Origin of the sequence: Rathayibacter sp. AY2B9, assembly GCF_002931595.1 — a bacterium.
Taxonomy (GTDB): Bacteria; Actinomycetota; Actinomycetes; order Actinomycetales; family Microbacteriaceae; genus Rathayibacter.
Genome location: NZ_PSUB01000002.1, coordinates 195,874 through 218,879, shown reverse-complemented (window position 1 = coordinate 218,879; position 23,006 = coordinate 195,874). Strand labels below are relative to the sequence as shown.

The following is a 23,006-nucleotide window of genomic DNA, read 5'->3' as shown; positions in this document are numbered from 1 at the left end:
GGGATGTCGCAGGCCTCGCCTAGGGTGCTGGTGCAGCGAGAGGATCCATCCTGAAGCGACCGAACGTCCCCGTCTTCCAGCCCCGTCGAACCGTCCACGGGGCTCTCGGCGCGCTGTTCGGATTCGTGATCGTCAGCGTCCTGGCGGGTCTGCTCGCCTCGCTCGTGGTCGCCCCCGCCGCCGCGCTCACCGGCGCGGCGACCTCCGGCACCATCTCGGCGTTCCAGTCCCTCCCGAGCTACCTCGAGGTCGGGCGCCTGATGCAGAAGAGCGACGTCTACGCGGGCGACCCTGACGATCCGACGCTGCTGGCCTCCTTCTACGACCAGAACCGGATCGAGGTGCCGGCCGACCGGATCGCCGACTCCGTGAAGGACGCGCTCGTCGCGAGCGAGGACCCGCGCTTCTACGACCACGGCGGGATCGACCTGCAGGGCACCCTCCGCGCCATCGCCAGCACCTACCTCCTCGACGGCGACACCCAGGGCGGCTCGTCGATCACGCAGCAGTACGTGAAGAACGTGCTCGTGCAGAAGGCCGAGTCGATCCCGGACGAGGCGGACCGCGACCGCGCGTACGCGGAGGCGACGGCGACCACGGCCGAGCGCAAGCTCAAGGAGATGCGGCTCGCGATCGGGCTCGAGAAGGTGTCCTCGAAGGACGACATCCTGCTCGGCTATCTCAACATCGCCCTGTTCGGAGGCACCGTCTACGGCATCGAGGCCGCGGCGGAGTACTACTACGGCATCCCGGCGGCCGACCTCTCCCTCGCGCAGTCCGCCTCGCTCCTGGCGATCGTGAACAACCCCGAGAAGTTCCGCTTCGACCGGCCGGACGACACGGCCAACGGCGAGGCGAACGGCTACGCGCAGACCCGGGAGCGGCGCGACTACATCCTCGACCGGATGCTTGAGACGGGGAGCATCGACCAGGCCGCGCACGACGCCGCGGCCGCCGAGGCGATCACCCCCGACATCACCCCGCCGTCCACCGGCTGCCAGACGGCCGGCAGCGCGGCCTACTTCTGCGACTACGTGACCCACGTCCTCCGCGACGACCCGGCGCTCGGAGCGACCGACGACGAGCGCTACGCGGCGATCAAGCAGGGCGGCATCAAGGTCTACACGACGATCGATCTCGACCTGCAGAGGACCGCGCAGGAGCTGATGGACGAGCAGGTCCCCTCCTCCGATCCGCGCTTCGACGTCGGGGCGACGGCGGTCGCCGTCCAGAACGGCACCGGGCGCATCCTCACGATGGTGCAGAACAAGCGCTACAGCCAGGACCCGGACGTGATCGCGAGCGGGCCGGAGTTCTCGGCGATCAACCTCAACGTCGACGCGTCCGCGGGCGGCGGCAACGGCTTCCAGACCGGCTCCGCCTACAAGGTGTTCACGCTCGCCGAGTGGCTCGACCGCGGGCACACCCTGCTCGAGCAGTTCGACTCGAAGCAGAAGAACTGGACCGGCTTCGCCGACAGCTGCGAGGGCACCTGGGACTACGACTCCTACAACCCCAAGAACGCCGGCGACGGCGGCTACACCGACACCCAGACGGCGCTGTACTCGACGATCTACTCGCTGAACACGGGCTTCACCGGGATGTCGCACCTGCTCGACCAGTGCGAGATCCGCAAGCAGGCCGAGGCCTTCGGAGTGCACCGCGCGGACGGGACCGCGCTCGTGCAGTCGCCGGGAGCGGTCCTCGGCACCAACGAGATCGCACCGCTCACCATGGCGACCGCCTACTCCGGCATCGCCGAGAACGGCACGACCTGCACCCCCGTCGCGATCACGGCGATCGTCGGAGCCGACGGCCGCGAGATCGAGCCGGTGGAGACGACCTGCAGCCGGGCGGTGTCGTCGAGGGTCGCGTCGGCGATGCAGTACACGATGCTCAAGGTGACCGCCGAGGGCACGGGCGTCGAGGACGATCCGAAAAACGGCATCCAGCACATCACCAAGACGGGCACCACCGACAACTCCGCCGACACCTGGGCCATCGGGGCCTCGACCGAGACCTCCCTCGCGGTCTGGGTCGGCAGCATCTCGGCACGCGCGGACGGGTCGAGGGTGAACCTCGACTCGATCGACTTCGACAGCGGCTGGGCGCCCTCGGCACGCCACCGGATCTGGAAGCCGTTGATGACGGCGATCGACTCCCGCTACGGCGGCTCCGACTTCCCGCAGGCCGACCAGTCGCTCGTCGCGGCGCCGCAGGTCACCGTGCCGGACCTGTCGGGCCGGACCAGCGACTCCGCCGCGCAGGCGCTGACCGCCGCAGGGCTCACTCCCGGAGCGACGTCGCAGGTCGACTCGACGCAGCCGATGAACACCGTGGCCGGCACAGGTCCGGCCGCGGGCACCCGCGTGGACAAGGGCTCGGTGGTGGGCGTGCAGCTGAGCACGGGGAAGGCGCCGCCCGCTCCCGCTCCGGGCGGCTGACACCGCAGGTCAGGGACGTCGCCGGTCGGCGAGGATCTGCGACGGGAACGGGTCAGGGGGAACGGGTCAGGGAAGCCGGCTCAGGGCTCGACGGCTCCGGCGGGGAGCAGCCCGAACTCGACGAGCTCGTCGTCGGTGAGCAGTCGGCTGCGGATCATGAAGCGCTTGCCCTCGGGGGCTTCGACGCTGAATCCGCTGCCCCGCCCGTCGACGAGGTCGACGGTGAGGTGGGTGTGCTTCCAGTACTCGAACTGGGAGCGGGACATCCAGAAGTCGATCGGGTCCAGGCCGTCGAGCCGGAGCGATTCGACGAGCACGTCCGAGGCGCCGGTGCGGAACATCCCGGCAGGGAAGCACATCGGGGAGCTGCCGTCGCAGCATCCGCCCGACTGGTGGAACATGAGCGGCCCGTGCAGCGCCGTCATCCGGCGGAGCATGCCCGCCGCCTCCGCAGTGACGTCGACCCTCGTAGAGGTCATGAGTGGTGCTCCTTCGCTCGTGGTGCGGAATGTCTATATGCGCCCGACCGCTGACGCCGGACACTCCTCCGGGCGGCGTCTCGATACGCCGCTGCGCGGACTACTCGATCAACATGAGGGGGCGCCCCCTCGCCCGAAGGGCCGAGCACCGTTCTCCCGCGCGTCGTCAGGTGCCTCGCCCGCAGGGCCGAGCACCGTTCTTCCACGCGCCGTCAGGTGCCTCGCCCGCAGGGCCGAGCACCGTTCTCCCGCGCGCCACCAGGTACCTCGCCCGTAGGGCCGAGCACCGTTCTTCCACGCGCCGTCAGGTGCCTCGCCCGCAGGGCCGAGCACCGTCCTTCCGCGCGTCGCCAAGTGCCTCGCCCGCAGGGCCGAGCACCGTTCTCCCACGCGCCGCCAGGTGCCTCGCCCGCAGGGCCGAGCACCGAACGGCGGATCCGCGTGCCAGCGGATCCGTCTCGGTGCGGACGCTCCCCGCTCCTCCCCACCCGGCCACGCCGGCGAGCCGACCGCGGCACGGGCGACGAGGAACGAGGAGCCCGTGCGAACCGACTCAGAAGAAGCCCATCGGTCCTTCCGCGTAGGAGACGAGGAGGTTCTTCGTCTGCTGGTAGTGGTCGAGCATCACCTTGTGGTTCTCGCGTCCGATGCCCGACTGCTTGTAGCCGCCGAACGCCGCGTGCGCGGGGTACTGGTGGTAGGTGTTCGACCAGACGCGGCCGGCTTCGATGGCCCGGCCTGCGCGGTAGAGCTGGGCGCCGTTGCGGCTCCACACTCCGGCGCCGAGGCCGTAGAGGGTGTCGTTGGCGATGCCGATCGCGTCGTCGAAGTCGTCGAAGGAGGTGAGGGCGAGGACGGGTCCGAAGATCTCCTCCTGGAAGATGCGCATCGAGTTGCGGCCCTCGAACACGGTCGGGTTGACGTAGTAGCCGCCGCTGAGCTCGCCGCCGAGGTCGGCGCGGTCGCCGCCGATGAGCAGCTTCGCTCCCTCCTGCTTGCCGATGTCCATGTAGGAGAGGATCTTCTCGAGCTGGTCGTTCGAGGCCTGGGCGCCGATCATCGTGGCGGTGTCGAGCGGGTTGCCCTGCTTGATCCGCTTGACCCGCTCGAGGCCGTCTCCGACGAAGTCGTCGTAGATCGAGCGCTGCACGAGCGCCCGCGACGGGCAGGTGCAGACCTCGCCCTGGTTGAGGGCGAAGAACGAGAAGCCCTCGAGCGCCTTGTCGTAGAAGGAGTCGCGTTCCGCGGCGACGTCGGCGAAGAACACGTTGGGGCTCTTGCCGCCCAGCTCCAGCGTCACCGGGATGAGGTTCTCGCTGGCGTACTGCATGATCAGGCGGCCGGTGGTCGTCTCGCCGGTGAAGGCGATCTTCCGGATGCGCGGGTGGGAGGCGAGCGGTGCGCCCGCTTCGAACCCGAATCCGTTGACGACGTTGAGCACGCCGGCGGGGATGAGGTCGCCGATCAGGTCGAGCAGCACGTGGATGGACGCCGGCGTCTGCTCGGCCGGCTTCAGCACCACGCAGTTGCCCGCGGCGAGCGCCGGTGCGAGCTTCCACACGGCCATCAGGATCGGGAAGTTCCAGGGGATGATCTGCCCGACCACGCCCAGCGGCTCGTGGAAGTGGTACGCGATCGTGTCGTGGTCGATCTCGGAGACGCCTCCCTCCTGCGCGCGGATCGCTCCGGCGAAGTAGCGGAAGTGGTCGATGGCGAGGGGGATGTCGGCGGCGAGGGTCTCGCGCACGGGCTTGCCGTTCTCCCACGTCTCGGCGACGGCGAGCAGCTCGAGGTTCGCCTCCATGCGGTCGGCGATCTTCAGGAGCATGTTCGAGCGCTCGGCGGGGCTGGTCTTCCCCCAGCTCGCGAACGCTTTCCAGCCCGCCTCGACGGCGCGGTCGACGTCGGCGGCGGTGCCGCGGGCGATCTCGCAGAAGGGCTTCCCGGTGATCGGGGTGATGTTCTCGAAGTACTGGCCGCTCGCGGGGGCGACGTGCTCGCCTCCGATGTAGTGGTCGTAGCGCGAGCGGAAGGAGGCGACGGATCCCTCCGTGCCTGGATTCGCGTAGACCGTGGAACCGGGCTCCTGCGGTGCCTGCTCGGCGACCTGGTCGGCGTACAGCGTCATGTGGACCTCCATCGACGTCGTTGTCGTGGGCGCGGGGTGGGCGCCCGGTCCTGACGCTACGTCGCGGGGGGTTGCACGACGTTGCACGGGTCGACGCACCGGCGGGAGCGGCGAGGACGGAGACCGGACCGGCCGGGTGAAGACGCGGCCGCCCGAGGAGGAGGGCCCCGCGACCCCGGACCTCAGACGCTCGTGAGCAGGCGCTGGGCGATCCGGCTCATGTAGACGCCGTAGGTCATCGTGGCCGCTGCGGCTCCCGCGCCGACCCAGGACCACACCTGCGGCCAGGCGGAGCCGTCGACGAGGACCACGACGACTCCGATCGCTCCGACCAGCGTCGTCCAGGTGGCGAGCCAGAGGTCGAGGGTCCGGCCGAAGATCCTCGCCATCGGGTAGAAGTGCAGGCCCACGATCACGGCGATGGCCGGCACGAGGAACCGGTCGAGCCCGGTGCCGGTGAGGACGCCCACCGCGACACCGATCAGCACGCCCTCCGCGGCGAAGACCGCCCCGAAGAGCACGCCGTTCGGCTTCGCCGCGCGATCGGCGTCGGTGAGCTCCACCGCCATCCTCCGCCGGGCGACGAGGAGGCGGACGGCCTGCACGGCGAAGACTACGGCCGCGAGCGCGCACAGGGTCACGGCGGTCGTCGCCGCCGGTGCCGGCCAGCCGACCGTGGTGTCGCTCGCCCACCACATCGTGAAGACCGCCATCAGGAGCAGGCCCCCCGCGACTCCGCTCGCGAGGGCCCGGGGAGGTGGTGCGAGGGTGCTCATGCGTCGAGGCTAGCGAGGCGGCTCCGCGGCCGGACGGCTCCGGCGGCACTCCCGGGAGCGACCGGAACGGCTCAGCGCTGCTCCGCCTCGATCGTCTCGAGGTGCGCGGCGACACCGGCACGCCGGGGCGAGCGGGGCGGGAGGACGCGCAGGAGCTCCCGCCACACCTCCGCGTCGTCGCGGCCGTCAGGGCCCTCCGCCCAGGCGAGGAGGGTCGTGGGCGCCGCATCGGCGAGGACGCTCGCCCGCACCCGCAGGCGCAGCTCGCCGGCGATCGCCCGGATCCCCGGCGCCTCGGACGAGGGCAGCGGCGCGCCCCGGTAGGCATCCAGGGCGAGGCGGTGGGAGCCGCGGTCGAGCAGGCCCAGCACCTGGCGGGCGTCGAGGTCGACCGGGCTCGCCAGGCGGTAGGGGCGCGAGAGGGGCACCAGGCGCGGGAGGGTCGGCTCGAGCGCGCGGCGCAGCCGCACCATCTCGGCGCGGACGGTGACCACCGCGTCGTCCCGGCCGTGGAGCAGGAGGGCGAGCTGCTCGGCCGAGAGCCCGGCCCGGTGCCAGACGAGCAGGGTCAGGATCTCGGCGTGCCGGCTGCTGAGCTCGAGCGTCGCTCCGGCGGCCGTCACCAGGCCCGTCTCGCGCCCGAGGACCCGCAGGCTCGGCGCCCGGGCCGCCGCCGTGCTCCGTGCAGCGGGCCGCCGCGGGCGGAGGAGCCGCTGCACCATCAGCTCGCTCTCGACGGCGGCGGCGGTCGCCTCCATCAGCGGGAGGGTCTGCGGGGCGACGACGTCGGCGCCGCCGGTGATGTCGATCACTCCGAGGATCTCGTGCGTCTCGGGGTCGTGCACGGGGACGGCGGTGCAGCTCCACGGGTGCACGAGCGAGGCGAAGTGCTCGGCGCCGTGGATCTGCACGCCGTGATCGAGCACGAGGGCCGTCCCCGGCGCGGACGTCCCGACGTCGGGCTCGGCCCACGCCGCGCCCTCGACGAACGACATCCCCTCGGCGAGGCTCTTGAGGTGCTGGTCCCCGTCGATCCAGAGCAGCCGCCCGAGCGCATCGCCCACCGCGACCAGCACGCCGCTGTCCTCGTCGGCGTCGCGCACCAGCAGGCGGCGGATGACCGGGAGGACCGAGGCGAGCGGATGCCCGGTGCGGTACTCGCGGAGGTCGTCGCCCGAGAACGAGAGCGGTGCCGTCAGCCGGTCCGGATCGAGGCGCCGCCGCCGTGCGCGCTCCCACGACTCCTCGACCAGCGCGCGCCGCCGACCGCTGCCAGGGCGGGCCAGCCACGGGTTGGTCATGCGCTCCGCCTCGTCGTCGGGTCGGTGGGAGTCGACGCTACTCCGCGGAGCGCGGCGGCGCCTCTCTCCGCGCACCGGAACGGCGGCGCCCCCGCACCGCCAGCAGCAGCACCGCCGCCACCAGCACCGCGACGCCCAGGACGGCTCCCGTGGTCAGCCGCTCTCCCAGCACCCCCACGCCGAGGAGAGTCGCGGTCGCCGGCTCCAGGAGGGTGAGCGTCGAGACGGTCGCCGCGGGAAGCACTCGCAGGCCGCGCGCGAAGAAGGTGTAGGCCACGGCGACCGTCACCACTCCGAGCCAGAGCACGGCCGGGATCGAGCCGGAGAGCCGCGACGGATCGCCCAGCAGCAGGAACGGGACCGCCAGCCGCGCCGCGGCTCCGAACTGGGCTCCCATGGCGGCGACGGGGCTGAGCCCGCGCTCGAGCAGCAGCTTGCCGCAGACGGCGTAGAGCGCGTAGGAGGCGCCGGCGCCGGCCGAGGCGGCGAGGCCGGAGAGCGTCACGCCGCCGGATCCGCCGCCGCTGAGGAGCACCACGCCGACCGCGGCGAGCGCGGTCGAGGCGAACCAGCGCGGGCTCGGCGTCGTCCGCAGGACGAGCCACTCCAGCAGGCCGGTGAAGGCGGGAGCGGAGCCGAGGGCGACGATCGTGCCGACCGCGACTCCGTTCTGCGCGGTGCCGGTGAAGAAGGCGGGCTGGTACGCGGCGACGCCGACCGCTCCGAGCACGACGAGCAGCACGACGGCGCGGGTCGGGCGGGAGCGGCTCCGCCGGCGCAGGGCCTCCACGCCGAGGAGAGCGGCCAGCAGGGCGCCGCCGAGGACGATGCGCGCCGCCCCGAGGAGGAGCGGATCCACGCCCGCCGCTCCGAGGGCCTGGGCGGTCCCCGTCGTGCCGAAGCAGACGGCGGCGAGGAGGACGGCGCCGATCGCCGAGGTCCGGGTCCCGCTCATCCCGCCCTGCTCCCCCGGCCGCCTGACGACCGGCTCCCAGTGTCCCAGGGATGGGCGCGTGCTCTTCCGCCTCTCGCACCGGGGGCCCAGGATGGAGGGACCGGACTAGCGGAGGAGCACGACGTGGGCATCGCGGAACCGTTCGACCTCGAGGACCACCACCGCAGCGCGCACGGCGCCCTGCGCGAGCACTTCTCGGTGCGCGAGTTCGAGGAGGTGCCGCTGGACCGCGAGGCCATCGTCGCCACCGCGTACCTGCGGGCGATCGAGCACGCCACCGTGGCCCGGGTGCTCCCCCTCGCGCGCGCCCACCCCGACGAGCAGGTCCGCGCGTTCGCGTCCGTCTGGGCCGCCGAGCGGCACCGGATCGCCGACGCCCTGGGCGACGTGCTCGCGGCCTCGCCGCAGATCCGCGGCATCGACGTCCGCCCGCCGGAGCCGACGGTGAGGTCGCGCCCGCTCCTCGACCGCGCCGCGGCCTCCCTCGCCGGCCCCGTCGCGCTGGCCCTCGCGGTGGACGCCCGGGTCGCGGTGCACGGCTACCGCCGGCTCGCCCGGCTCTCGCTGCACCCCGAGATGGAGCGCCTCGCCGAGACGGTCACGGGCATCCTCGAGCGGCAGGCCGACTTCTTCACGGTGCACGCGGCGGGACGCCTCGGACGCCCGCTGCCGCGCCGGGTGCAGGCGGCCGGCCTGCTCGCCGTGCTGCGCCTCCCGATCGGCGAGGCCGACCTGCCGGAGGCTCTCGCCCGCGAGGGTCGGGAGCTCGTCTTCGGCCGGGACGACGGCGGACTCGACGGGATCGACGCGGGCGTCGTCGCGGCGTTCGCGCTGCCCTGCACGGCGGCCCGGCGGCTCGTGCACCCGTACCGGCCGGTGTCGATCCGTGCCGCGCACCGCCTCGGACGGCTCGCCGCCGACACCCGCGCCGCCGTCACGACCCTGCTGGAGCAGGTGCGCGAGTAGCGGCGGCGCTCAGCCCAGCAGCTCGCGCACGTCCTCGGCCGTGATCCCGCCGGTGGCCGCCGCGCCGTCGTCCGACATGACCGCGGCGAAGAGCGCGGCCTTCGCCTCCTTGAGGGCCATCACCTTCTCCTCGATCGTGTCCTTCGCGACCAGGCGGTAGACCATGACCGAGCGGGTCTGGCCGATGCGGTGCGCGCGGTCGACCGCCTGCGATTCGGTGGCGGGGTTCCACCACGGGTCGAGCAGGATGCAGTAGTCGGCCTCGGTGAGGTTGAGCCCGAAGCCGCCGGCCTTGAGCGAGATCAGGAAGACGCCCGCCGCGCCCGAGCGGAACCGCTCGATGACCTCGTCGCGCTTTTTCGTCGCTCCGTCGAGGTAGGCGTACTCGATGCCCGCCGCGTCCAGCCGGCCGCGGACCCGGCCGAGGAACCGCGTGAACTGGCTGAACACCAGCACGCGGTGCCCCTCGCCGAGGGCGTCGCCCAGCAGCTCGTCGAGCAGGTCGAGCTTGGTCGAGGGCACGCTCTCGTGCGCCTCGTCGACCAGTGCCGCGTCGAGCGCGACCTGGCGCAGCACGGTCAGCGCGCGGAAGATCGCGAAGCGGTTCTTCTCGAAGTCGCCGATCAGGCCCAGCACGCGCTGCCGCTCCCGCGCCAGGTACGTGTCGTAGACCTTCCGCTGCTTCGGGCCGAGCTCGACCTCGAGGGTCTGCTCCTGCTTGGGCGGCAGCTCCTTGGCGACGAGCTCCTTGGTGCGCCGCAGCATCAGCGGGCGGATGCGCCGCCGCAGCTGCGAGAGCTTCTCGCTGTCGGCCTCGCGCTCGATCGGCTTCTGGTAGAACTCGACGAACCCGGCGGGCGAGGGGAACAGGCCCGGAGCGACGATCGACAGCAGCGACCAGAGCTCCATCACGTTGTTCTCCATCGGCGTTCCCGTGATGGCGAGCTTGAAGGGCACGTCGAGCCGGCGCGCGAGCTGGTGCGTCGCCGACTGGCGGTTCTTGACGAACTGCGCCTCGTCGAGGAGGAGCCCCGACCACTGGATGCCCGAGTACGACTCGTAGTCGAGCCGGAACAGGGCGTAGGAGGTGACGACCAGCTCGGCCTCGCCGATGACGCTGGAGAGCGCCTTCCGCTTCTTCTTCGACGTCTCGTCGATCCCGACGACGCGGAGGTCCGGGGCGAAGCGCTTGGCCTCGCCGACCCAGTTGGGCACCACGCTGGTGGGCGCGACGACGAGGAACGGGCGCGGCGAGGTGCCCGCCTCCGCGGCCGCGGCGCGCTGCTCCTGCATCACCCGGGTGACCAGGGCGAGGGACTGCACGGTCTTGCCCAGGCCCATGTCGTCGGCGAGCACGCCGCCGAGCTGGTTGTCGTAGAGGAACGAGAGCCAGTCGTAGCCGAGCTGCTGGTAGGGCCGCAGCTCCACGGCGAAGCCCTCGGGCAGGACCCGCGACTCCAGCGCACCGGTTGCGGTGAAGCCGGAGAGCCCCTCCACGGAGCGGCGCCACGCGGCGGCCTGGGCCTCCACGACGCCCAGCTCGACCAGCTCGTCCCAGAGGGAGGACTGGAACCGGCTGATCCGCAGGGTCTCGCCGGGGTCGTCCGAGAGCTCGCGGGCCTCGGCGATCAGCTCGCGGAGGCGGCCGAACCGCTCGTCGTCGAGGGCGAAGTAGACGCCGCTGGGCAGCACCATGTACTCGTCGCCGCGGGCGAGCGCGAGGAAGATCTCGGCCAGCGGGACCGCCTCGTCGTTGACGGTGACGGAGATCTCGAGGTTGAACCAGTCGCGGCTGTCGGGCTGGGCGACGGTCTGCACGGCGACCACGGGCGCGGTCTGCGCCTCGCGGTACTCGACGCGCTCGCCGATCTCCTCGATCTCGACGGTGCCGAGCTCGCGGAGCCGCTCGACCTCGCCGGTGAGGAAGCCGACGGTCTGCATGCCGCGCAGGTCGAAGGTGGGGCGCAGGCGCCTGCTCGACGGGGACACCAGGGCCGGCGTCGTTTCCGGGTCGAGACCCGCTCCCACGAGGGAGTCGAGGATCCGCTGCTCGGCCTCGGGGTCGCGGTAGCCGGCGTCCTCGCCGACCCGCAGCGGGAGCCGCTCGGCGTCCACGCCGCCGCGCGCCCCCTCCACTCCGTAGCGCCACCACCACGAGCCGCGCAGGCCCGCGCCGTCGGTGTGCTCGAGGGTGAGGCCGAGGCGCGGCTCGGGCACCGCGGGCGCCTCGAAGGAGCCGTCGCGGGAGACGATGTCGAACAGCCGGTGCAGCCGCTGGTAGTGCTCGGTGAGGAACGCCGACTCCTCGGCCACCGGGATGCGGATGGCCTCGCGGCTCCAGAGGAACGTGCGCGCGGAGGACAGCAGCGGCGCGGCGAACGGGATGAGCGTGACCGGGCGGGCGCGCATCTCGTCGCCGCCCTCCCACGTGTAGAGGCCGACGGCCGGGTCGCCGATGAAGCCGAACTCCTCGGGCGCCGGGTGGTCGCCGATCGCGACGAGCGAGCGCAGCTCGAGGCCGGCGGCGGTGCGCGTGACGTCGATGGAGGCGGTGGCCGTCGTGTCGAGGATCTTCAGCGGCGTCTGGTCGCGGTCGCCCATCACCAGGCCGATGCCCGCGCGGACGGCTCCGTGCAGGGCCGCCCAGATCGCCTCGCTCCGGCACTGGTCGAGGTAGAGCCAGGTGTCGGGCGAGTAGTAGCTGGAGGCGCTGTGCCCGGAGAGCAGGCCCTGCATCTCGCGGATCACGTCGATCTGGCGCTCGTCGTAGTCGTGGCTGTAGTGCAGGTAGCCGAGGTCGCGCCAGCTGGTGCCGGTGCGGACCCAGCGGTCGCGGTCGCCCATCCGCACCGGGCGCACGCCCAGGCGCGGGCGCGGCTCGGGCGGCGGCCGGTAGGAGTTGTAGCGGCCGGGCGGGCGACGCACGGGCTCGCCGGGCAGCAGCTCGAACTGCAGGCCGAGCGGGATGCCGGTGTGGGAGCGCTCCGCCCCGGCGAGGAGCGGGGCGAGCGCGCTGCGCCACTCCGGGACGGCGTCGACAGCGGCCTCGCCCGGGAAGGGACCGGCCACTCCGCCCTCGCGCTCGCGGCGCAGGGCCTCGATCAGAACGGCGGCGACGTGCTTGCACTCGTGCTTGACCGGGCAGCTGCAGGCGCCGCCGAGGAGGGTCCAGTGCTCGCCCTCGTCGCGGAGCTGCACGCTCACGGCGTACGGCGAGCGCCCGGATCCGCGGACCTGGCCGAAGAGGCGGGTGCGGCCGCCGAACCACTGCAGCTCGCGCACACGGCCCTCGTCCGCGTACGCGGTGCCCTTCTCGACGGCGGCGGTTCCGACGAGGGCGCGGATGTCCTGCTCGGAGAAGGGCTCGTGGCCGGCGGTCACCGGCCCGGGTGCGGCCGACGGCAGCACCTCACCGGGGGGACTCTGGCGGGCCATGGACCTCACGCTCTCCGCGCTCGAACGAGCGCATCCGTCTATTCAACCCGATTCCGGAGGCGCTGCGAGCCGCGGGCTGGGATCCGTGGAGGACGCACGGCCGTCCCTACGATGGAGGGATGCCCCTTCTGGCCGTCGTCTCGGCGCACACCTCCCCGCTCGAGCAGCCGTCGACGGGCGACGCGGGCGGGATGAACGTGTACCTCGCGGCGGTGCTCCCGGAGCTGGCGGCGCTCGGCTGGGAGATCGAGGTGCTGACCCGCGGCGAGGGCGTCCGGATGCTCGCGCCGGGTGTGCGGGTGGTCGGCGTGCCGGTGCCGGCGGGCGACAAGTACGCGCTGGCGTCCGCGGCGCCGGAGTTCGCGCGCGCCGCGGAGGGGGCCGACGTCGTGCACTCGCACTACTGGGTGTCGGGCCTCGCGGGGGCGCTCACCGGCCGGCCGCACGTGCACTCGATGCACTCGGGCTCGCTCGCGAAGAACGCCCGGCTCGCCCCGGGCGACGTCGCGGAGCCGCAGCAGCGGATCGACGCGGAGCGCTCCGTGCTCGCCTCCGCCGACGCGATCGTGGTGGCGGGCGCCTCGGAGCGGGAGGACGTCGTCAGCGGGTACGGCGCGGATCCGGACCGGGTCGTCGTGGTGCCGCCCGGAGTCGACGCGCGGTTCCGTCCCGGCGGCGGCGAGCGCTCCGGAGTCGTCCTGGTCGGCCGGGTGCAGCCGCTCAAGGGCCAGCTGCTGGCGGTCGAGGCGCTCGCGAGAATCGCGCCGGCGGAGCGGCCGGTGCTGCGGCTGGTGGGAGGGGCGGCACCGGGCCGGGAGTCGTACCTCGATGCGGTGCGCGCCGCGGCGGCTCCGCTGGGAGATCGAGTGCTGATCGAGGGGGCCGCCGACCGCGACCGGGTGGCGGAGCGGCTCCGGAGCGCGCAGCTGGCGCTCGTGCCCTCGGCGGCCGAGACCTTCGGGCTCATCGCGCTCGAGGCGGCCGGCAGCGGCACTCCCGTGCTCGCACGCAGGACGACCGGCCTGGTGGACGCGGTGCGCGACGGCGGGAGCGGCGTGCTGCTCGACTCAGACTCCCCCGCGGCGTGGGCCGAGGCGATCCTGACCCTGCTGGGCTCGCCCGGTGAGCTGGCGCGCCTCGGCCGCGGCGGCGTCGACTGGGCGGCCGCCCACTCCTGGCCGGCCGCAGCCGCCCGGCTGGACGCCGTCTACCGCGGCCTGTCGGCCCGCTGAGGGAACCCCGGACCGTCGAGGGACCCAGCGCCTCCGGAAGACCTCGACGGGTCGGGGCTCCCTCGGTGCAGGGACGAGTGTCAGTCGGCGATGGCGGGGGCCCCGGGGTCGAGGCGGGCGCCGCGAGTGGAGCGGTACCAGGGAGCGAGGCGGTCGGGCGAGACGGCGACCATCGCGGCGCCCGTGAATCCGGCGTCGTTGCCGAAGCGGGCGGGGACGATCTCGGTGCCGATGTCGAGGAAGCGGGCGAACTCGTCGAAGACGTGCGCCGCCGCGCCGCCGATCACGAACAGCTGCGGCGAGAGCAGCATCTCGAGGTGCCGGTAGTAGACGCTGAGGCGACCCGCCCACTCCTCGAGGGTGATGCCCTCGCGGCGGACGGCCGAGAAGCCGACCTGCGGCTCGAAGTCGGGACCGTCGATGTGCAGGTGCCCGAGCTCGGAGTTGGGGATCACCACGCCCTCGTGGACGAGCGCCGTCCCGATGCCGGTGCCGAGGGTGGTCAGCAGGAGGAGGCCCTCGCGTCCGCGCATCGCGCCGAACTCGCGCTCGGCGACCCCCGCCGCGTCCGCGTCATTGACGACGACGACGTCGACCCCGGTCGCCTCCGAGAGGAGGGCCTGCGCGTCGAGCCCGACCCAGCGCTGCGAGACGTGGGTGGTCTGGCGGACGACGCCGCCGCGGACGATCCCGGGGAAGCCGACGCCGACGGGCGTGCCCGCGATCGGCGAGACGTCGCGGACGATGCCGGCGATCGCCTCGGCGAAGTCCTCGGGCTCCTTGCCCAGCGGGTTCGCGACCGCGAAGCGCCGAGCCGCCCGCTCACCGGTGGTGACGTCGACGAGAGACGCCTTGATCGACGTCCCCCCGATGTCGACGCCGACGGCGAAGCGCGGGAGGAGGCCGTCGTGGGGCTGGGTCACGGATGCTCCGTCTGCAGTGGTGGCGAGTGCGGGGACTCGGGAGAACGGTCGGCCCGTCGGATCCGGGATCGCGACGAGCCGAAGGCGATTCTACGAGCCGTCAAGTGCGCGCGGGCTCCGAGAGGGCGCGGAGGACGAAGTCGATCACCGGCTCGTAGAGGTGGACGGCCAGCCCGTCGTCGATCGGGACGACCACCTCGATCGAGCCCTGCGCCTCGGCGACGAACACCGCCGGGTCGTTGCAGTCGGCGATCGCGATGACCGGCAGCCCCCGCCGGCCGGCGGCGCCCGCGAAGCCGTGGTCGGCGACGACCAGGTCGGGGCGGATGCCGAGCTCGTCGAGGCGGTCGAGCAGCGCGTCCATCGGCTCCGGCGAGTGCGTGTGCTGCAGCCCTCCCCCGCGGTAGACGCAGGTGACCCCGCCGGTGCACCACAGGGCCTGGTGCTCGTCCGCGAGAGGCACGCGGATCGCGTCGGGGGCGGCGAACGGGAGCGCATTCACGTCGATCACGCGAGCGCCCCGTTCCGTCGCGGCAGCAGCGAAGCGGCGGTAGACGTCCATCAGGGTCGCGGGGTGCGCGGTGGTGAACAGAAGGAGCGCCCCCTCGCGGACAGCGGCGGCGAACCGGTCGCGGTAGCGGGCGAGACCCGCGACCGTCAGGCGGGCGTCGATCCGGTCCTGCCCGCTCTCGAAGGAGGGGTCGGTGCTGATCCCCACGCGCTCCCCCATCAGGGCGAGCAGGCTCTCGAGCGTCCAGTGCTCCGCCACGTCCACCCCGTAGAGGTGCGCGGGCTCGCGGGCGGCGAGGCCGCGGAGGTTGCCGAGGTTGCTCGCGCGGCCGGTGAGGACGTCCCCGGCGAGGAGGGAGGAGTCGAGGTACGCCTCGAGCTCGGAGTCGGGAAGCGGCATGCGGGACCTCTCGATCGACGGGGAGCTCCCAGGCTACGGGCAATTCAGGTGTTGACATCCGATCCGTCACCGATATATCGTTAATGCATCGCCGACAGATCGGAAACAGCCGCTCCCGACGGGCGACCGGATCCGATCGAAAGGGATCCCCTCACGACAGAGAGCAGCACACCCATGAACTCCAGGACCTTCTTCTCCGACGACCGCCGCGACTCCTGCGACGGCGACCACTCCTCCCGCCACGAGCACCCCGGCCGCGGACAGCGCCGCGGACCCGGCGGTCACGGCCGCGGTTTCGGGCCCGGCTTCGGCTTCGGCCCGGGCTTCGGCCCCGGCTTCGGCGGCCCCTTCGGCCGCGGCGGAGGACGCGCCCGACGCGGTGACGTCCGCGCGGCCCTCCTCTCCCTCCTCTCCGAGAAGTCCTCGAACGGCTACGGCCTGATCAAGGCCATCGCCGAGAAGACGAACGGATCGTGGCGTCCCAGCCCCGGCTCCGTCTACCCCACCCTCCAGCAGCTCGTCGACGAGGGCCTCATCACGGCCGTCGGCGAGGGCCGCGGCACCGAGTACCAGCTCACGGACGCGGGCGGCACCTACGTGCGCGAGCACGCCGACGAGCTCGACGCGGCCTGGGAGGCCACTCCCGGCGCGAGCGACGCCGATCGTGCCTTCATGGAGAACGTCGGCAAGCTGATGGGCGTCGTGCAGCAGTTCCGCGGAGCGACCGAGGCGCAGCGCGCCGCCGCCTCCGCCAAGCTCGACGAGACCCGTCGCGCGCTGTACCTCATCCTCGCCGACTGACCTCGGCTCCCCTCCCGCGATCCTTCGCGGGAGCCCCGGACGGACGGGACCCCCTCGCCTCGGCGACGGAGTCCCGTCCGTTCCGTCGTCTCCGGAGCCGCCGCCTCAGCGGGCGGTGGACAGGCGCGCCAGACCCTCGTCGAGGGTGACCGACGGGCTCCACTGCAGATCGGCGCGCGTGCGGCGCTGGTCGAACCAGTGCGCGGTCGAGAGCTGCTCGGCGAGGAAGCGGGTCATCGGCGGCTCATCGGCGCCGGGCCGCACGGCCCACACGCGCTCGACGAGCGAGCCCGCGACGCGGGCGACGGAGGCGGGGACGGACCAGCGCGGCGGCTCGACGCCCGAGGCGCGGCAGATCCCGGCGAGCAGCTCGGCGACGGGGCGCGGCTCGCCGTTGGTGACGACGTAGGAGCGGCCGTGCACCTCCTCCGCCCGCCCGAGAGCAGCGACGATCGCCGAGGCGGCGTTGTCGATGTAGGTGGAGTCGATCAGCGCCTGGCCGTGCCCGAGGAGCGGCAGCCGGCCGGCGCGCGCCCGCTCGACGATGCGGGCGACGAGCTGGGTGTCGCCCGGACCCCAGACCAGGTGCGGGCGCACGGCGACCACCGCGAAGCCGGGGGCGTCGGCAGCGAGGGCCAGCAGCTCGGCGCGGGCCTTGGTGCACGCGTAGTCGCCGCGGGCCCGGTCCGGATCGGCGGGTTCGGCGTCGTCGCCGGTGATCGAGGAGCCGGAGTGGGCGACGGAGGGCGACGAGATCTGGACGAAGCGGCTCACGCCGGCGCGGGCGGCGGCGGCGAGCAGACGCCGGGTGCCGTCGATGTTCACGCGGTCGAAGTCGCCCGGATCGCCGGCGAGCGAGACCTTCGCGGCGAGGTGCACGACGCCCTCGGCCGCGTCGACGGCCTCCTCGACCGCGCGCGGATCCGTCAGGGAGCCCCGCGCCTCCTCGACGCCCGCGACCCCGGAGGGCCGACGCTGGAAGGTGCGGACCTCGTGCCCCTGGGCGACGAGGCCCGCGGCCACCGCACCGCCGAGCAGGCCGCTCGCGCCGGTGACCAGGACCCTCACGGAGCCACCATCGGGCCGCCGGCGAGCACGCCCTCGGCCCAGCGCGAGAGCGCGGCCCGGTCGATCTTGGAGTTGTGGCGGATGTCGGTGGGCAGCGCCGGGACGACGAGCACCGCGGCGACGGGCCGGCCGACGGCCGCGCGCACCTCGGCGGCGAGGGCCTCCTCGGCCAGCACCACGCGGCGCGCGCCCGAGCGCAGCTCGACCACGGCGACCAGCTGCGCGACTCCGCGCGGGCCGGCTCCGACGATCGCGGCGCGGGCGACCGAGGCCACGCGCGCCTCGATCCGCTGCTCCGGTCCGACCGGCGTGACCACGCCGTCGGGAGTGACGACGACGTGCGGCATGCGGCCCTCGACCCAGAGGCGGCCGGCGGAGTCGATCCGCCCGACGTCCCCGGTGCGGTGCCAGCGCTCACCCGGGACGGCGCCGACGCGGGCGGCGCGGTCGGTGAGCCAGAGGCGCTCGTAGTGGTCCTCGACGTGACCGGCCGAGACGACGATCTCGCCGGTCGTGCCGGTGATCTCCTCCGGCTCGTCCGCGGCGCGGCCGCCGGCGTCGAGCGGGGCGATCCGCAGCCGGACGCCCGCGGCGGGCACGCCCACGCAGACGCCTCCGCGCGGATCGTCGTCGGAGGCGGCCTCGCGGATGCCCTCCAGCGACGCGTCGGTGAGCAGCAGCCCCTCGGTCATGCCGTAGGGAGTGCGGGCGGAGGCGTTCGGCATGAGCGCTTGCGCCTCGCCGAGCAGTCCCGCCGAGACGGGGGCGCCGGCCGAGAGGAAGGTGCGCACGCCGGCGAGGGCGCGGTGGTCGTCAGTGTCGAGCGCACCGGCGGTGGCCACGACGTTGGCCAGTGCGGCCGGCGAGAGGAACAGCACGGTCGCGTCGACCCGTGCGGCGGCCGCGGCGACGGCGGCCGCGGTGAGCGTCCGGGGCGCGGTGACGTCCATGTCCGGAGTGGCGGAGCGCGTGCCCAGCGCGGGACCGAGCAGTGCGAACGGCGCGAAGCCCGCGACGAGGCCGGTGCCCGGTCCGATCCCGTACTGGCGGGCGAGCGCGTCGCGGACGCCCGCCAGCTGCCGGTGCGTGTAGACGACGCCCTTGGCGGGGCCGGTCGAGCCGGAGGTGAACAGGATCGCGGCCACGGCATCGCCGGCGGGCGCCTCGCCCAGCGCCTCCGGGTCGGCGGCCAGCTCGGCGCGGCCGAGCTCGATCAGCTGCCCGAGCGAGGTGTCGACCCCGAGGGCCGAGGCGGAGGCGCGGGGCAGGGTCTGCGTCGAGACCCGGCCGCCGGGCCAGCGGAGGGCCCGCGCGACGGTGAGGCCGGGCAGGGCGCCGACCACCAGATCCGGCCAGGCGCCACGGACCGCGCGGGTGAGACCGCGCAGGCCCAGGCCCGCGTCGGCGACGACCACGACGGCTCCGATGCGCAGGCACGCGTAGAGCAGCGCCGTCAGGTCGGCGCCGGGCGGCACGAGGAGCGAGACGCGGTCGCCCGGGGAGACGCCGGAGGCGCGGAGCCCGGCGGCGAGCTCGCGGACCCGCTGCGAGAGCAGGCGCCACGAGACCGAGCGGGGCCCGCCGCCTCCGGGAGGCGCCATCTCGACCAGGGCGAGCGAGTCGTCCTGCGCATTGCGGTCGAGGTGCGCCCAGAGCGGCTCGACCGGCGCGGTCGGGCGTCGGACGTCGGGGGCGGGGTCGCCGCCGAACGGCTCCTCGCCGTCGGAGAGGTCGCCCAGCCAGGTGAGGACGGCGGACGCGTAGTCGACGTCCTCGGCCACCAGGTGGCCCGCTCCCTCGTAGCGGTGGACCTGCGCGTGCGGGAGGCGGTCGACGAGGTCGTCGAGGTAGCGGTCGGAGAAGATCGGGTCCAGCGGGCCCCAGAGCATCAGGGCCGGCGTCGTCAGGGCGCTGACGCCCTCGGCGATGCGCTGCAGCTCCGGGTCGCTCGGGTGGGCGGAGTCGACCGGGATGTCGGCGACGAAGCCGCCCACTCCGCCGCGGCGCGACGCGGACCGGTAGGGCGCGCGGTATCCCTCCTTCACCGCGGAGGGCAGCGCCGGGTGCCCCAGCGCGAGGGTCGTCTCGAGGAAGGCCGGCGTGCCGACCGTCGAGGCGCCGAGCACACCCGAGGCGAGCGCGAGCCGGAGCGGGGCCGGGATCGGCTCGTCGGCGCTCTGGTGGATCGCGGTGTTCAGGAGCATCGTGGCGCGCAGCTGCTCCGGGTGGTCGACCGCCCAGCCCAGCGAGACGACTCCGCCCCAGTCGTGGCCGAGGGTGACCACGTCGTCGAGGCCGAGCACGTCGGTGAGGTTCGAGAGCTCGCGCACGCGGTCGGCGAGCGTGTGCAGGGCGCCGGTCCGCTCGGAGAAGCCCATCTCGAGCTGGTCGACAGCGACCACCCGCCAGGCGGGGCCTCCGTGGCGGGCCGACTCGAGCGTGGCGGCCGCGAGGCGGCGCCAGAGGTAGGACCAGGTGGGGTTGCCGTGCACGCAGAGGACGGTGCCGACGGGCTCCGTGCCGAGGGCCCCACCCGTGTCGAGCAGGTGCCAGCGGCGCGGCACGCCCTGGGCGTCCGGAGCGTCGACGAGGCGCGACCACGCGGGATCGAGCCCGTCGAGCCCGGCCGGGGGCAGCTGCGCCGCGGCCGTGGAGCCGAGCGCTCCGCGGATCCGCTCGGCCGGGTGGGGCGCGCTCACCAGGCGATCTCGAGCATCGCGGTGTTGATGCCCGAGCCCACTCCGATGAGCAGCACCCGGTTGCCCGGCTGCAGGGTCTCGGCCTCCTGGGCCAGGGTGATCGGGATCGACGCCGGGCCGACGTTGCCGAGGGTGGGGTAGGTCGTGGGGACGCGGCTGCGGTCGATGCCGACCGCCTTCACCAGGGCGTCGGTGTGCACGTCCGACACCTGGTGCGTGATGTAGCGGTCCATCCCACTCCAGTTCCAGTCGCGGGTGGCCTCCTTCCACGCCGAGAGGACGAGCTCCATGCCGCCCTTGAGCAGCGCCTTCGCGTCCGTGAACATGCCGTCGACGCTGCCGACGCAGAGCTCGTTGAACTGCGTGGCCGCGCGGGTGATGCCGCCGAGGATGCGGTGGCCCTTGGGGTGCTCGTCGGCCGGGCCGAGGACGGCCGCGGCCGCGCCGGAGCCGAGGGTCAGGCTCGCGAACTCGCTCATGAAGTCCTTGCGCTTGACGCCCTCGCGGCTCAGGCGCTCGATGGTGTTGACCTGGATCTCGTCGGCGTCCTCGCCGTCGATGATGAGCGCGTAGCGGATCTGGCCGGAGTCGATCAGCTGCGCGGCGAGGGTCATGCCGTTGACGAAGCCGAGGCACGCGTTCGCGATGTCGAAGTTGATGGCCGACGAGGGCAGGCCGAGCCCGTGGTGCAGGCGCACGGCGACCGAGGGCTCGAGGTGCTTGCGGGTCACCGACGTGTTGATGATCAGGCCGATCTGGTCGGCGCGGACGCCGGCCTCGGCGAGAGCGCGCTTGCCCGCGTCGATCGCCGCTCCGTCGAAGCCCTGCTCGGAGCCCCAGTTGCGGCGCTCGTGCACTCCGGCGACGCGCTGGAGGAGCCCGGTGGGGAGCCGCAGGCGCTTGAGCGCCGGAGCGAGCCGCGCCTCGATCTCGGCCGAGGTGGTCACGCGCGGAGCCAGCGTGGTCGCGACGGACAGCAATGCGACGTTGCGGTGCGTGGTCGTTGCGTTTCCGTCCAACGGAACTCCCTGTCGAGTTGTCGATCCTGGCATGTGCCTCCGTGATTTTACGCTGTCGTTCAGGCTGCGCTTCCTGGACGCCGGCTGGGCGGTCGCGGAACGCGTCCTCGGCGGCCCGGCGGAGGCTCCTCCCCCGGAACGACGGGTGGGGAGCCGACGAGGCCACACGCGACGCGCGGTGTCAACCCACCCGCCGGGGCGTCAGGTCCCCATCGCCCACGGCTCGCGATCGCCGCGGAGGCGGGCGGCGAGCGCCATCGCCTGCTCGTCGGTCAGGGTCGCGACGTAGTCGACCACACCGCGTCCCCGGCCGAGCCGCTGCAGCGCCGCCGGGTCGGAGGTCGGCCGGCCGCGCTCGTCGGCCGGGAGCCAGTCGGGGTGGTCGGCGCGCAGGCGGAAGTAGCCGTCGGTCGCGAGCTCGATCAGGTCGAGCAGCTTCTGCGGAGCCCGCGAGCCGTCGCGCGGATCCTCCAGCCAGGCGTCGAGGTGGGTCACCAGCGTCTCGAGCACCTGCGACTGGCCGCGCTGGTAGGTGGCGAAGTCCGGCCGGTCGATCACGAAGCGGGTGTGCACGAACTTCAGCACGGCCACGTCGTGCCAGGCGTCCGGGAGGAGGGAGAGGTGGCCCGAGCGCACGTTCGGCTCGGCGAGCACCACCACGGAGCGCTGCAGGCGGCCGATCCAGGAGGAGACGAAGGCCTCGATCGCGCGCTCGGTGCGCGTCGATCCGTCGAAGGGGAGCGCGAGGAGCCCCTCGACCAGCTCGGTCGACACCCGCTCCACGGAGGCGCGGAAGTGCTCGTCGCTCGCGATCCACGGGTCGCGGGCCACGAGCCTCCGGCGGAGCATCTCGAGCGAGTGCCCGGGGGCCCGCGCCCACAGCTCCTCGGCGTCGAGGGCGGCGAGCGCGTTCTGCTCGCGGAGGAACGCGCGGAACTCCACGGCGACGGCCGCCTGCTGCAGCACCCCCGCGCGGTAGAAGTCGTCGAGGTCGTGCAGCGAGTAGGCGATGTCGTCGGCGACGTCCATGACCGAGCACTCGAGGGTCTGCTGCCAGGGGGCGATCGCGGCGAAGCCGGAGCGGGCGTCGAGCAGGTCGTCGAGGTCGAGGGTGTACGCCGAGAACTTCGGCGGCGCGGTCTCCCACCGGCTGGCGGTCGAGCCGCGGGGCAGCTCGGTCGGGTCGGCGGAGTCGATGCCGGGGCGGTGGACCGTCCGCCCCCACGGGTACTTGAGCACGGCGGCACGGGAGGCGGCGGTGAGGTTCAGCCCCACCTCCACCGTCTCGCAGACGTCGAGCTCGGAGAGGATCCGGAACGACTGCGCGTTGCCCTCGAAGCCCTCCGCGAGCCCCAGCCGCTCGCGCGCGAGGCGGTCGAGCGCCTGCTCGCCGAGGTGGCCGAACGGAGGGTGGCCGAGGTCGTGCGCGCTGGCCGCGGCCTGCACGACCACCGGGTCGCATCCGCCGAGCCGCTCGACCAGCTCGCGCTGGGCGGGATCGGTGGTGGTCAGCTGCATCGCGATCGCGCGGGCGACCGCGGTGACCTTGATCGAGTGCGTGAGCCGGTTGTGCACGACCTGGCCGACGCCCGAGGGCGAGATGACCTGGGTCACCGCGGAGAGTCGGGCGAAGTACGGCGAGAAGCGGATCCGCTCCAGGTCGACGCGGTACTCGGGGTACTCCTCGCCGGTGGCGAACCGGTCGACGGGCTCGGGGATGCGCCGGTCGCGGCGGTGGTCGTGCGGGGCCGAGGCCCGCGGGGCCGTCGTCTCGGGGAGTGCCGGCTCGCTCATGGCTTCACCCTAATCAGGGGCGCGGGGGCGGAGGGACCGCGCCGCTCCGGCGGTCGGCGTCGCTCCTCCGGTCGGC

General features: G+C 73.6%; 16 protein-coding genes. 4 read left to right on the top strand and 12 right to left on the bottom strand.

The annotated features are described in order from the left end of the window. Positions 1-125 precede the first annotated feature (125 nt). Positions 126-2,444, top strand: a complete 2,319-nt coding sequence (locus C5C25_RS03695) for a transglycosylase domain-containing protein (RefSeq protein ID WP_104225929.1) — start codon at positions 126-128, stop codon at positions 2,442-2,444. Positions 2,445-2,524: 80 nt separating this feature from the next. Here the strand turns inward: C5C25_RS03695 and C5C25_RS03690 are convergent, their stop codons facing one another. The 5 genes from C5C25_RS03690 to C5C25_RS03670 form a co-directional block, all read right to left on the bottom strand. After that, entirely contained in the window at positions 2,525-2,923 is a 399-nt protein-coding gene (locus tag C5C25_RS03690; protein WP_104249764.1) for a DUF779 domain-containing protein, read from the bottom strand. Between the two features lie 553 nt (positions 2,924-3,476). Then, positions 3,477-5,051, bottom strand: coding sequence for an aldehyde dehydrogenase family protein (locus C5C25_RS03685; protein ID WP_104226069.1), 1,575 nt, complete (start codon positions 5,049-5,051; stop codon positions 3,477-3,479). Positions 5,052-5,233: 182 nt separating this feature from the next. Continuing rightward, positions 5,234-5,827 carry a hypothetical protein gene (locus tag C5C25_RS03680; protein ID WP_104249763.1) on the bottom strand — a complete coding sequence of 198 codons (594 nt, stop codon included), beginning with the start codon at positions 5,825-5,827 and terminating at the stop codon, positions 5,234-5,236. A 71-nt stretch (positions 5,828-5,898) separates the two neighbouring features. Then, positions 5,899-7,128, bottom strand: a complete 1,230-nt coding sequence (locus tag C5C25_RS03675) for a GAF domain-containing protein (RefSeq protein WP_104249762.1) — start codon at positions 7,126-7,128, stop codon at positions 5,899-5,901. 37 nt (positions 7,129-7,165) lie between these two features. Next, positions 7,166-8,083, bottom strand: coding sequence for an EamA family transporter (locus C5C25_RS03670; protein ID WP_104249761.1), 918 nt, complete (start codon positions 8,081-8,083; stop codon positions 7,166-7,168). Positions 8,084-8,206: 123 nt separating this feature from the next. On the opposite strand from C5C25_RS03670, the gene C5C25_RS03665 reads away from it, so the two are divergent. Then, positions 8,207-9,049, top strand: a complete 843-nt coding sequence (locus tag C5C25_RS03665) for a hypothetical protein (RefSeq protein WP_104249760.1) — start codon at positions 8,207-8,209, stop codon at positions 9,047-9,049. Between the two features lie 9 nt (positions 9,050-9,058). Here C5C25_RS03665 and C5C25_RS03660 read toward each other — a convergent pair whose 3' ends face one another. Next, positions 9,059-12,484 carry a DEAD/DEAH box helicase gene (locus tag C5C25_RS03660; RefSeq protein WP_104249759.1) on the bottom strand — a complete coding sequence of 1,142 codons (3,426 nt, stop codon included), beginning with the start codon at positions 12,482-12,484 and terminating at the stop codon, positions 9,059-9,061. Positions 12,485-12,603: 119 nt separating this feature from the next. On the opposite strand from C5C25_RS03660, the gene C5C25_RS03655 reads away from it, so the two are divergent. After that, the gene (locus C5C25_RS03655) at positions 12,604-13,716 is read left to right on the top strand and encodes a glycosyltransferase (protein WP_146079421.1); all 1,113 of its coding nucleotides are present in this window, start codon (positions 12,604-12,606) and stop codon (positions 13,714-13,716) included. An 80-nt stretch (positions 13,717-13,796) separates the two neighbouring features. Here the strand turns inward: C5C25_RS03655 and C5C25_RS03650 are convergent, their stop codons facing one another. Continuing rightward, a complete protein-coding gene (locus C5C25_RS03650) occupies positions 13,797-14,639 on the bottom strand; it encodes an ROK family protein (RefSeq protein ID WP_244229583.1) in 843 nt (280 codons plus the stop codon). A 100-nt stretch (positions 14,640-14,739) separates the two neighbouring features. Then, positions 14,740-15,549: a phosphatase gene (locus C5C25_RS03645; RefSeq protein WP_104249757.1), complete on the bottom strand. Its 810-nt coding sequence runs from the start codon at positions 15,547-15,549 to the stop codon at positions 14,740-14,742. Positions 15,550-15,723: 174 nt separating this feature from the next. Between C5C25_RS03645 and C5C25_RS03640 the strand changes: the two genes are divergently transcribed. Further along, complete coding sequence (locus C5C25_RS03640; RefSeq protein WP_104224185.1) at positions 15,724-16,350, top strand: PadR family transcriptional regulator; 627 nt, start codon at positions 15,724-15,726, stop codon at positions 16,348-16,350. A 105-nt stretch (positions 16,351-16,455) separates the two neighbouring features. Here the strand turns inward: C5C25_RS03640 and C5C25_RS03635 are convergent, their stop codons facing one another. From C5C25_RS03635 to C5C25_RS03620, 4 genes are all read right to left on the bottom strand, one after another. Next, positions 16,456-17,418 carry an NAD(P)-dependent oxidoreductase gene (locus tag C5C25_RS03635; protein ID WP_104249756.1) on the bottom strand — a complete coding sequence of 321 codons (963 nt, stop codon included), beginning with the start codon at positions 17,416-17,418 and terminating at the stop codon, positions 16,456-16,458. After that, positions 17,415-20,117: an alpha/beta fold hydrolase gene (locus C5C25_RS03630; RefSeq protein WP_258069328.1), complete on the bottom strand. Its 2,703-nt coding sequence runs from the start codon at positions 20,115-20,117 to the stop codon at positions 17,415-17,417. Before C5C25_RS03630 ends, C5C25_RS03635 begins: the two co-directional genes overlap by 4 nt. Further along, positions 20,114-21,169 carry a 3-oxoacyl-ACP synthase III gene (locus C5C25_RS03625; RefSeq protein WP_104224183.1) on the bottom strand — a complete coding sequence of 352 codons (1,056 nt, stop codon included), beginning with the start codon at positions 21,167-21,169 and terminating at the stop codon, positions 20,114-20,116. Before C5C25_RS03625 ends, C5C25_RS03630 begins: the two co-directional genes overlap by 4 nt. 168 nt (positions 21,170-21,337) lie before the next feature. Further along, on the bottom strand, positions 21,338-22,930 hold the full coding sequence (locus C5C25_RS03620; protein WP_104233447.1) for a deoxyguanosinetriphosphate triphosphohydrolase family protein: 1,593 nt from the start codon (positions 22,928-22,930) through the stop codon (positions 21,338-21,340). Positions 22,931-23,006: the final 76 nt, after the last annotated feature.